The sequence below is a fragment of the Xanthobacter oligotrophicus genome, from assembly GCF_008364685.1.
Classification (GTDB): Bacteria; Pseudomonadota; Alphaproteobacteria; order Rhizobiales; family Xanthobacteraceae; genus Xanthobacter; species Xanthobacter oligotrophicus.
This window is the reverse complement of record NZ_VTTL01000008.1, coordinates 301,679-312,867: the sequence shown is the minus strand read 5'-3', so window position 1 is coordinate 312,867 and position 11,189 is coordinate 301,679. Positions and strand designations below refer to the sequence as shown.

General features: G+C 62.8%; 11 protein-coding genes. 9 read left to right on the top strand and 2 right to left on the bottom strand.

Going from position 1 to position 11,189, the window contains the following annotated elements:
• Positions 1-150: 150 nt before the first annotated feature.
• Positions 151-1,464, bottom strand: a complete 1,314-nt coding sequence (locus FZ033_RS15405; protein WP_149576982.1) for an MFS transporter — start codon at positions 1,462-1,464, stop codon at positions 151-153.
• A gap of 342 nt (positions 1,465-1,806) precedes the next feature.
• Here FZ033_RS15405 and FZ033_RS15400 point away from each other — a divergent pair, with 342 nt between their 5' ends.
• Positions 1,807-2,799, top strand: coding sequence for a LacI family DNA-binding transcriptional regulator (locus tag FZ033_RS15400; RefSeq protein ID WP_188079519.1), 993 nt, complete (start codon positions 1,807-1,809; stop codon positions 2,797-2,799).
• Positions 2,800-2,904: 105 nt separating this feature from the next.
• Positions 2,905-3,591 (top strand): 3-oxo-tetronate 4-phosphate decarboxylase, encoded by a 687-nt coding sequence (gene otnC / locus FZ033_RS15395; RefSeq protein ID WP_149576981.1) that lies wholly within the window; start codon positions 2,905-2,907, stop codon positions 3,589-3,591.
• Between the two features lie 28 nt (positions 3,592-3,619).
• Here otnC and FZ033_RS24170 read toward each other — a convergent pair whose 3' ends face one another.
• Positions 3,620-4,033 carry a MipA/OmpV family protein gene (locus tag FZ033_RS24170; RefSeq protein ID WP_149576980.1) on the bottom strand — a complete coding sequence of 138 codons (414 nt, stop codon included), beginning with the start codon at positions 4,031-4,033 and terminating at the stop codon, positions 3,620-3,622.
• Positions 4,034-4,209: 176 nt separating this feature from the next.
• Between FZ033_RS24170 and FZ033_RS15385 the strand changes: the two genes are divergently transcribed.
• The 7 genes from FZ033_RS15385 (at position 4,210) to FZ033_RS15355 (ending at position 10,926) form a co-directional block, all read left to right on the top strand.
• Positions 4,210-5,226, top strand: a complete 1,017-nt coding sequence (locus FZ033_RS15385) for a GGDEF domain-containing protein (RefSeq protein WP_149576979.1) — start codon at positions 4,210-4,212, stop codon at positions 5,224-5,226.
• Between the two features lie 366 nt (positions 5,227-5,592).
• A complete protein-coding gene (locus tag FZ033_RS15380; RefSeq protein WP_210247906.1) occupies positions 5,593-6,810 on the top strand; it encodes a tyrosine-type recombinase/integrase in 1,218 nt (405 codons plus the stop codon).
• Positions 6,807-7,292, top strand: coding sequence for a hypothetical protein (locus FZ033_RS15375; protein WP_149576977.1), 486 nt, complete (start codon positions 6,807-6,809; stop codon positions 7,290-7,292). Before FZ033_RS15380 ends, FZ033_RS15375 begins: the two co-directional genes overlap by 4 nt.
• An 89-nt stretch (positions 7,293-7,381) precedes the next feature.
• Positions 7,382-7,573, top strand: coding sequence for a helix-turn-helix transcriptional regulator (locus FZ033_RS15370; protein ID WP_149576976.1), 192 nt, complete (start codon positions 7,382-7,384; stop codon positions 7,571-7,573).
• Positions 7,574-7,715: 142 nt separating this feature from the next.
• Positions 7,716-8,162 (top strand): hypothetical protein, encoded by a 447-nt coding sequence (locus tag FZ033_RS15365; RefSeq protein WP_149576975.1) that lies wholly within the window; start codon positions 7,716-7,718, stop codon positions 8,160-8,162.
• Positions 8,163-8,350: 188 nt separating this feature from the next.
• Positions 8,351-8,989, top strand: a complete 639-nt coding sequence (locus FZ033_RS15360) for a CHC2 zinc finger domain-containing protein (protein ID WP_149576974.1) — start codon at positions 8,351-8,353, stop codon at positions 8,987-8,989.
• Positions 8,986-10,926, top strand: a complete 1,941-nt coding sequence (locus tag FZ033_RS15355; protein ID WP_188079508.1) for a DNA primase family protein — start codon at positions 8,986-8,988, stop codon at positions 10,924-10,926. The genes FZ033_RS15360 and FZ033_RS15355 overlap by 4 nt, the downstream gene beginning before the upstream one ends.
• Positions 10,927-11,189 lie beyond the last annotated feature (263 nt).

Here is an 11,189-nt window from a genome sequence, read left to right as displayed (position 1 = left end):
GAGCGGGCCCGCCGGCCCCCTGCCCCCCCCGGCGTCACCCCCGGGGGGGAGACCTGTTTTGCCTGGCCCTGCCCCGGGGAAGGGAGCCTCCGCGGGGCGGGTTTACCCGGGGGGGCCCCCCCGCGGCCCGCGCCGCGGGAGCCCGTGGGTTCACTTGTTGACGAGCTTGGGCGAGGTGGTGAGCACCGCCGCAGCGCCCGCCACCAGGATCGCCGCGAGGGCATACATGCCCACCTGGGTCGAGCCGGTGAGGTCCTTCAGGAAGCCGATGAGGTAGGGGCTGACGAAGCCGGCGAGGTTGCCCACCGAATTGATCAGCGCGATGCCGGCGGCAGCACCCGTGCCGGCCAGGAAGGCGGTGGGCAGCGACCAGAAGAGCGGCGCGCAGGAGATGGCGCCAGCGGCGGCGATGGACAGGAAGATGATGGCCACCGTGGTGCTGGTGGAGGTGGCGGCCACCGTGAAGCCCACCGCGCCCATCAGCGCCGGGATGACGAGGTGCCAGCGCCGCTCGCGATGGCGATCCGAGCTGCGGCCGATCAGGTTCATGGCGATGACGGCGGAGAGGAACGGAATGGCGCTGACGAGGCCGATGTGGAAGTTGCCGACGACGCCGGTCGCCTTAACCAGGGTGGGCATCCAGAAGGTCAGCGCATACTGGCCCATGACGAAGCAGAAGTAGATGAAGCTCATGAGCCAGATCCGCTTGTCGCGAAACACGCCGGCAATCGAGTGGTGGCCTTCCTTGCTCTGCTCTTCCTGAGCGATTTCATATTCCAGCACGGCCTTGTGCTCGGCGCTCAGCCACTTGGCGTCGCGAATGCCGTTGTCGAGATAGAAATAGATGGCGATGCCGATGGCGATGGCCGGAATGGCCTCGATGAGGAACATCCACTGCCAGCCGGCCAGCCCCGAGGTGCCGTGGAAGCTGTCCATGATCCAGCCGGACAGGGGATTGCCGAAGATGCCGGAAATCGGGATCGCCGACATGAAGATGGCGATGATCTTGGCGCGGCGATGCGAGGGATACCAATAGGTCAGGTACAGGATGATGCCGGGATAGAAGCCGGCTTCCGCGACCCCGAGCAGGAAGCGCAGGGCGTAGAACATGGGCGCGCTGGAGACGAACATGAAAGCGCCGGAGATGAGGCCCCAGGTCACCATGATGCGGGCGATCCAGATGCGCGCGCCGACCTTGTGCAGGATGACGTTGCTGGGTACCTCGAACAGGAAATAGCCGAGGAAGAAGATGCCGGCGCCAAGGCCGTAGACGGTCTCGCTGAAGTTGAGATCCTGCGACATCTGGAGCTTGGCGAAGCCCACGTTTACGCGGTCGAGGTAGGCGACCACGTAGCACAGCATCAGGAACGGGACGATGCGCCAGAACACCTTGGCGTAGGCCGCCTTCTGGGTGTCCGGTTCCACGGCGACGTGCGCCGCGAGGGGCGCGGTTTGGGTGCTCATCGGGTCCTCCCTGGAGGTGGCGTTTGTGTTGGCTGTCGTCTTGGGCTGCGTGCAAGGCATGGCAGCGCTGCCATCAGGACATAGCAAACAGTGGCAGCGCTGCCAAATGGAAAATGGTAGCGCTGCCAAAATACCGCCTTGATGCCTCCCTAGGAGCGTGACACAACGAAAATCAAACACGAAAACCCGAAGTGCGGTTGTCGCGCATCCGGGGTGCGCCCGTCCGGGCGGGGGAGGGCAGGCGTGGCCGACAAGGACGCCCTTTCGATGCAAGATGGCGCGCTGCATGACGACGCGCTGGCCGGGCGCCGCGCGAGCGCAGGCACGCACGCAGGCTCTCCCATGGGTTCGGGCGCGGGCGTGACCCTCACGGACGTGGCCCGCGAGGCCGGCGTCGGCGAGAGCACGGCATCGCGGGTGCTGCGCAGCCACGGCTCGTTTTCCTCGAAGACCCGCGCCAGCGTGCTGGAGGCGGCCGCCCGGCTCGGCTACGTGCCCAACCGCATCGCCGGCACCCTTGCCTCCACCGGATCGAAGCTGGTGGGCATCATCGTGCCGTCGCTCGCCAACATCGTGTTTCCCGACCTGCTGCGCGGCGCCAATTCGGTGCTCGGCAAGGCCGGCTTCCAGTCGGTCATCGGCGTCACCGACTATGATCTCGTGGGCGAGGAAGCCCTCATCTCCTCGCTGCTGAGCTGGCGGCCCGCCGGGCTGCTGGTGGCGGGGCTCGAGCACACGCCGCGGGCGGATGCCATGCTGCGCGGCGCGGGCATCCGCATCATCGAGATGCTCGACACCGACGGGGCCGGCATCGACATGGTGGTGGGTTTCTCCAACCGCGAGGCGGGCCGCGCCAGCGCGCGCCATCTCATCGCGCGCGGCTATCGCAGGATCGGCTATGTGGGCCACGATCTTGCCCTCGACCTGCGCGCCGCCAAAAGGTTCGAGGGGTTCCGGGCCGCGCTCGCCGAAGCGGGGCTTCAGGTGGCAGGCCAGGTGATCGCATCCGTGCCCTCGTCCATCGAGGCGGGGCGCGACGGGCTGGCCCGGATCCTCGATGAGACCCGCGATCTCGACGCGGTCTATTTCTCCAACGACGACATGGCCATCGGCGGCTATTTCCTGTGCCTGTCCAGGGGCATCGGCATTCCGGACCAACTGGCGCTGTTCGGCCACAACGGCCTTGAGGTCGCCCGCTGCGCGCCGCAGCCCTTGTCCACCATCCGCACCCCCCGCGTCGAGGTCGGCGAGGCCAGCGCGCGGCTCATTTCATCGGACGGGCCGCCGGCCGTCGTCACCCTCGATTTCGAGCTGATCGAGGGGGCGACCACTTAAATTTCATCGCTTCGGGCCCGGCATTTACTCGCTCAGCCGGGTCGATATCTTCCGTTCCCGCTTTGGAGCCTGTCCCTCATCTTGAGGCCGGGCCGAGGACCTGCCATGTCGGAAACAAAACTGCGCGAAAGCATCTGCATGTTCGGCCGCTCGCTGTTCGAGCGCGGCCTCACCCCCGGCTCGTCGGGCAATATCAGCCTGCGCCTCGATGATGGCGGCTGGCTGGTGACGCCCACCAATGCCTCGCTGGGCTTCCTCGATCCGGCGCGCATCTCGCGCCTCGACGCCACCGGCCGCATCGTCTCCGGCGACGCGCCCACCAAGGAGATCCCGCTCCACCAGGCGCTCTACGACACGCGCTCCAGCGCGCGGGCCATCGTGCACCTGCATTCCACCCATTCGGTGGCCCTCACCATGCTGCCGGAGATCGATCCGAAGGCGGTGCTGCCGCCCATGACACCCTATTATCTCATGCGCTGCGGGCAGACCGCGCTGGTGCCCTATTATCGGCCCGGCGACCCGGCGGTGTCCGATGCCATCCGGGGGCTGGCCGGGCGCTATTCCTCGGTGCTGCTGGCCAATCACGGCCCGGTGGTGGCCGGCGACACGCTGGAAGCCGCCGTCTTCGCCACCGAGGAGCTGGAGGAAACCGCCAGGCTCTACCTGCTGTTGCGCGGCCTGAACCCGCGTTATCTCTCGCCGGAGCAGGTAGCCGACCTGGTCAAGGTCTTCGGCGTCGCGCTGCCCGCGCACGATCATGAGGGGCACGGCCACGAGGGGCACGACCACTAGAGCGCGATCCGAGCCCCCCCGATCGACCTCAATGGCCCAGCACGAACGAGTGCTCGAACCCCACCCCGACGGCGATCTGGTTCGGGCTGCCGGACAGTGTGGTCACGGGGCTCGCGGCCGCCGCGCCGGCCAGGCGCTGGTCGCTGCCGTAGAGCGTGGTCGTCCAGTCCTGCGACACCTCGTAGGACAGGGACGAGGTGAGGCCGAGGGACTTGATGCCGGCGTCCGGTGCGTAGGGGGCGATGGGGCCGTTCAGCGACGACGCCAGCGGCGAGACGCCGAATTCCGTCTGCATCAGCGCGTTGTCGGCCAGCGACAGGCGCGGTCCGATGGCGCCGACCTTCGCTCGCGCGTTCGGGAAGCGGAGCGGGCCGCGAGGGAGCAGGAGCGCGAGCTGTGGCGGGCCATCGATCCGGACGGCACGCTGTTCCGAAGCCCCCATCCTTGGGGCCGCAGGCTCTTGTGGGCAGTGGGAGAGAGGCGAGTGCCGCCTTCATGATCAGAACTGTGCATCCCTACGAACATCTGGCCCAAATTCACGCCGAATGCACTTGCTGCCAGGACGCCGCTGTCCTGTAATCAACCCGCGAGGTTGACCCAGTAAGGGCCTGATTGCGCATGTGGAAGCTACCCATCCCGCCGGCGAACGAAAGCGACCGGGTGCGCATCCTTGACGCTTGTGGAATCATGGATGTGACGCCGGACGAACGGTTCGACCGCGTTACACGGCTTGCCTCGCGCTTCTATGAAGCCGATGTCGCCTTCATCGGGCTGGTCGACGGCCAGTTTCAATCGCTCATATCCCTGAACTCGGACGCCTTGGGGCGAAACGTCCCGCGCCGCGACAGTGTTTGCAATATGATCGTTGAGAGCGGGCGACCACTGGTCGTCGGGGACCTGAAAACAGATCCAAGACTCGCCGGGCACCCACTCGTGCCGCATCTCGCACTTCATTTTTATGCAGGGGTCCCCCTTATTGCCGAACCGGATCTGGTGCTCGGCACCCTGTGCGTGATGAAGCGAGAGCCCGGCGATCAGGAAAGCTTCGACCTTGCCCCGCTCCTCGACCTTGCGGCCATTGCCACCAACGAGATTGCACAATGGAAGCTCAATCTAGAGCTGAAGCAGATGTCCGAGACCGACAGCCTCACGGGTCTGCCCAACCGGCGCATCTTCGATGATGCGTTTGAGAGGGCAATCCGACGTACACGCCGAACGGCGCAGCCGGTTTCTGTTCTCATGGTGGACATCGACCATTTCAAAGCCCTGAATGATCTGGCCGGGCACCAGATGGGGGACCGGGTGCTGGGCCAGCTGGGCCAGCTCCTCGCCTCGACGCCCCGGAGGCCCCTCGACACCCTGGCACGGATAGGGGGTGAGGAGTTCGCGCTGATCCTGCCTGACACGGACCCGGCCGGCGCCAAAATGGTAGCTGAGGCGCTTCTGGAGACGCTACGGCAAGCCGAGATCCTTCATCCAGCAGGCGGCTTCGTGAGCGCCAGTATTGGAGGCGCCAGCCAAAGAGGGGCTGAGGCATCCGCTTCGGCCCTGTATCTGGCCGCCGACATGGCGCTTTACGACGCCAAGCGAGGTGGCAGGGATAGATACTGCGACCAACTTGCTTCACCCGTCTGAACCAGACCATTCAGAATCAGGTGACAAGCTCGCAGCGCGGCCTAAGGTTCTCACCATTCTGGCAGGCGTCCTGGGACGTCCACCCATTCCCGCCCGATCCCCGGTAAATCCCGCTTCGGTCCACCACGAGCCAACGCACGTGCTGGGGCACAGATATCCTGCAGCTGGAAATCTGATTCTAATTCAATTGCTTGTGAGGTTTGTATGGTGGAGCCGAGGTCCCCCATAGGATATTCCAGCCAGTACCAGTATGATCCGCCTAAGCCGCTGAATTACAGCATTTCTGGTGCGCCAACATTCCAGTTTGTTCCGCTTGTTTCCGCCTTAGTCCTCCATATAGTGGGGGATAAAATGAGGGATATGGACATGAGTGGTGACGGAGTCCGCAAACCTGCAAAGGCGCTGACGGCGGCGTTCGTCCGGTCCGTGAAGGAGCCGGGGCGATATTTTGACGGGCACGGTCTGTTCCTGCGGGTGATGCCCGGCGGTTCGCGCCAATGGGTGCAACGCATCGTGGTCCGTGGGAAGCGCTCAGAGATCGGCTTGGGCGGCGCTGACCTTGTGTCACTGGCGGCTGCGCGCACGGCTGCGCTGGCGAACCGGAGCGTGGCGCGGTCGGGCGGTGATCCTTTGCAGGCCCGCCGTGACGCTGCCGGCATTCCCACATTCGAAACCGCCGCGCGGACTGTGCATGAAGCCGCCAAACCAACATGGCGCAATGCGAAACACGCGGACGACTTCATCAACTCATTGACGATGTACGCGTTCCCGAAGATCGGAACGCGCAAACTGACAGAAATCACGTCGGGCGATATCCATGGTGTTCTTGAGCCGATCTGGACATCCAAGCCTGAAACCGCTCGACGGGTTAAGCAACGCATTGACACTACGATGAAGTGGGCCGTGGCCAAAGGTTATCGGCTTGATAATCCGGCTGAGAGCGTGGCAAAAGGCCTGCCAAGGCATGATCGCATGACCAAGGCTCACCGCAAGGCGCTGCCCTACGCCGATGTCGCGACATGCATCGACGCGGTTAAGGCGTCCAGGGCATGGGTTGCAACGAAGTTGACCCTAGAATTCCTGATCTTGACTGCGGCGCGCTCGGGAGAGGTGCGCTTGGCTGAGTGGAAGGAAATTGATATTGAGGCCGCACGCTGGACGGTTCCCGCCTCTCGGATGAAGATGAAAAAAGAACATGTGGTTCCGTTGTCGGCGCGAGCTATGGAGATTTTAGCCGAAGCAGATAAGTTGAAAGGCGAGTCTGAACTGGTGTTTCCGTCCGCGCGTGGCTCTGCGCTATCGGACATGACCTTATCGAAATTGGTAAAGGAACTCGGTTTCGCCGCCGATGTACATGGGATGCGAACCTCATTTCGCACATGGGCGCAAGAGCAGACCAATTTCCCATTTGAGGTCTGCGAGGCCGCTCTTGCGCACTCTGTAGGAGATGGCGTCTCGCAAGCTTATGCCCGCTCCGACGTGTTCGAGAAGCGCCGCAAGCTCATGGATGCGTGGACGTCGTACCTCGCTGTTAAGCGTGGGGAAATCGTGGCGCTGGCTGACCGGCAGGCGGGTGCAGCATGAGTGAGAAATTGCCATCGAGTGGTTGGGACATTTTCGCTCAAGTGCTGTGCGATGAAAACGACCTGTCCATTGCCGACGCGCGTGACAGGGTAATCCTCATTTGGTTAGAGAACGGCGATACACGGCCATTCTATGACTGGGTGCTACTCGGTCACAGGCCATCGCGCGAGGTGGTTGTGACGTTGGCGGTCATGATGGCGAAGGCAGATCACCCCGAGAGGTTGTCGCCGGAGGTGCGCGCTGTAGCGCTCTTTGGCCTGAGCGTGACTGGCAGACAACGCGGCCGCCAGCCGAACATGGAAACTGCCGTGCGCGACCACGTAATAGGCCGTCAGGTGTTTATTCTGATCAAGGCAGGCGAGAAGTATGACGTGGCGATCTCCGCGGTGCACAGTTGGTTGGTTGAGATAGGCATTAATGTAGGGTTGCAAACCGTCCGGGACGCCTACGACAGCCGCGTGAAGAAAGCGCGCGCCAACTAAATGCCAATATAATTACCGCGTAATTTCAATGATATAGGCCTAGATTGTCCATACAGTGCCAGCATGTTCAGCGAGGGGATTCCCCACACATGCTTGCCAATCTCGATCCCATTCATCGCCGCCCTTCCGTCGAAAAGCTGACGGGACTGAAGCGCTCGGCGATCTACGACGCAATGTCGAAGGGCAACTTTCCACGCCCTGTTAAGCTCGGCCCAAAGGCTGTTGGCTGGCGTGAGAGCGATATTGCGAAGTGGCTGGCCGAACGCACCGCCGCCGCCTGATGCGACCGTCATGCCGGGCAAAAGCAACGCCCGGCTCCATTTCTGGAAACCGGGCGCGGCAACTGGTGTAGTGTTCATGGCAACATCAGCGTTGCAATAGTCACATCAAATGCCAGCCCGCGCAAGTGCTGGAGCGCATTTCGTGAAATACATGGATTCTACGGGCTTGGATGCGCTCATTCGTGGCGGTCCGGAACATCTGTCTATTCTCGCATCCGCTGTAAGAGATTATGGCGTTAATATGCTGAATATTGTCCAAAGCCCTACTCCATTCCGCATTAACAGGCATCGGAACGGGCCAACGATTTTCCTGCTTGGAGATGATTGCGAAAGCGCACTCGGGCCGGTAGCCTTCCACATGCCATCCGTGCGTCGGGCTATTCGCGCATCTTCGGCATTCACCATTATCTCATGCGCACCGTTACCTGAGGCATACGACGAGGCCGCCTCTGTTGCGGTTCTCGCACGCCAACACGTGATGATCGTTGAGACACGGATAGAGCAAGAAATCCCTTGGATGTCCCTCATCCAGAAACTCGCTCCTGGTAAGCCGTTGTTGCTCGCTACCGTCAACGGAGGCCACGCTTGATCGGTGTGACTGCCTTTACGTTCGTGGCCTGGCTAGCGGTGCGCGCGGCAGGTGGTCGCGCTGGTGTCGCGCGAAATGAAAATGACCTTGCGGCCATCCTTTTCGACAAGACCTGATCGCGCCCCGCCCCCTCCTGTTTCGCCGGCTTCGGTGTGTTGTGAATATCGCAACATTGATGAGGAATCAGCATGTCCGCAGACTTGGATGCCCTGCGGCGAGATGTGTCGCTTTTCGATCTCGCCGCAGGATATGGGGTTAAGCTCACCAAGGACGGCGCGGAATATGTCGCATGCTGCCCATTCCATGCTGAGGACACGCCGTCGTTCACGCTATTCACCGGGCGTGACAAGGTGCAGCGCTTTCACTGCTTTGGCTGCGGCCAACACGGTGACGTGCTGGACTTTGTTCAGGGCATCAAGGGCGTCGGCCTCAAGGACGCTATCCGCATCCTTGGCGGTGGAAAGGTTGGGCCGAATATCGCGCCTCGCAAGATCGAAGCGCGGGATGTCTACGATGGAATTGAACCTGCCCCCCCTGCCGGCGAAATCGGCCATCGCCAGAAGGTGACGCTTTACAATCCAAAACGGGCGGGCACCGAAAGGGAGTGGGGGTCGTTCACGCCATCCATGGTCTTTTTCCGTACCGGAATGCTGACGGCACGCTGTTCGGATACGTGCTGCGCCACGACCTGCCAGACGGCGGCAAGGAAACACCCATGGTCATGTGGGTTCGGCTCCCTGGCGGGCGCGAGTGCTGGGCTCGGTTCCCTTTTCCGAAGCCGCGCCCTCTCTATGGTCTCGATACCCTCAGAGACGCCCGGCAGGTGATTGTCGTCGAGGGGGAGAAGAAGAAGGACGCGCTCCAGCGCGTGACTGGCCGGACCTGCATCGCCTGGGCTGGGGGCACTCAGGGTGCCCGTCATGCCGACTGGTCTCCGCTGGCCGGGCGCAATGTCGTTTACTGGCGCGATTATGACGCGCCTGGGCTCGCCTGCGAAAATGAACTCGGCGGCATACTGACGAAAATCGAAGCCACGTTCCGCGTCCTCTCCATCTCAGATTGGAAATGGGAGGCCGTTCCACCGGATGGTTGGGACGCAGCGGACGCGGTTGCCGATGGGTGGTCGAAAGCCGATCTGGATGCGTTCATGAAGGCCACCGTCCGCCTATGGCAGTCTCCGGCGCAGCCTGCTCCCGTTGCGGAGGCCGATGCCGCGCCGCGAAGGCAGCCAGAGCCGGTAGAGGAGGCGTCTGGCGGGCGGTCCAGCCTCGCGGGCAGCCGTCACGCTCCTGCCGGCGCTCCTTCCTCTCGGCCCTCGCCGCCGCCTGTCCAGGGCGCTCCAGCGGCGAGCGGCGGCACCTTGGGCGCACCCCTGGTTCTGGACCGACGCGACCCGCTGCAATCCGCCCGCAAGCTCCTCGCTGATCAATACGCGGAGCGCGGAAGGCGCACCTTGCACCACCATCGTGGCTGCTTCCATGAGTGGAACGGCATTCACTACCGGCAGGCCGACCCGGAAGCGGTGAATGCTGTCATATGGACCTACCTTGAGCACGCGATTTGTCTCACGGACGGTGACCCGGAACCCTTCCGGCCCTCCCGCGCCCGTGTTGGTGACGTGTGCGCTGCCCTCGCTGCCGCGAGCAATCTACCGGCTCATATCGAGCCGCCCGCGTGGCTTGCTGAAAGGAGCATGCCGCCAGCGACGGAACTGCTGCCAGTACAGAATGGCTTGCTGCACCTCGACAACGGCAAGCTCTACCCTCCGACACCAGATTATTTCGGCCTCAACGCGGCTGGCGTTACCTTCAACCCCGATGCTCCGGAGCCCACCGAATGGCTATGCTTCCTCGCGAAGCTCTGGCCTGACGACACTCAGTCCATCGCGACTTTACAGGATATGTTTGGGTACTTACTCGCTCCGGACACCTCCCAGCAAAAACTGCTGCTGATCGTTGGCCCGAAGCGGTCAGGGAAGGGCACAATTGCTCGCGTTCTTACAGGCCTCCTCGGGCAGGACAGCGTTGCCGCGCCCACCCTCGCTAGCCTTGCGACAAACTTCGGTCTAGCCCCGCTGATTGGAAAGTCCGTCGCCATTATCGGTGATGCCAGGATCAGCGCCCGAGCCGATCAAGCTGCCATCGCCGAACGCCTCCTGTCTATTTCGGGAGAGGATAGCTTGACGATAGATCGGAAGTTCCTGTCAGCATGGACCGGCCGCCTGCCTGTCCGCTTCCTGATCTTCACCAACGAGTTGCCACGCCTCTCCGATGCTTCAGGAGCGCTGGCCTCGCGGTTCGTCGTACTGACAATGGAGCATTCATTTTTCGGCAAAGAGGATCGCGGCCTTGGGAATCGACTCATGGGCGAGCTTCCGGGCATCCTCAATTGGGCTCTCGCCGGATATCGCCGCATGCGGGAGCGGGGCTATTTCCTTCAGCCGGAGAGCGCGCGTGAGGCCATCGAAGAGCTGGAGGCGCTCGGCTCTCCCGTGATCTCGTTTGTCAAAGAGCGGTGCACCATGGCGTCAGGCCTGCAGTGTTCCGCGGATCGCCTGTTCACCGAATGGAAGCTGTGGTGTGAAGCGAATGGACGAAGGGAGCCGGGCACCGTCCAGACATTCGGCCGCGACGTGCGGGCTGCTGTGCCGGGGCTGCGCATCGTAAAGCCACGGATTGATGGGCACCAGACGCGCTTTTACGAGGGCATTGGCATCGCTGGCATCACAGGGGATCGTCAGCTCTCGCGCAACGAACCTTGGTAGCTGAGGCGCGATGAGGCGCGCTTCAGAGCATTGCGCTCCCTCTTTTCACTAATGTCATATGCGGGCTTATATAGTCATCTCTAATATTGCTTAGCCTGCAATGGTCAGGGACGCGCCTCAGTGCGCCTCACCAGCTTGGCCTTGAATTGATCCTCGCCTCGGCTGAACCAAAGTTCCACTTCAAAGGGAGCATTGCCGCTCCCGATCCGCGTATGCGTCAGGCGGGGCACCTGGGGACGGCCGCGTTCGCTGCGGCTCTGGCC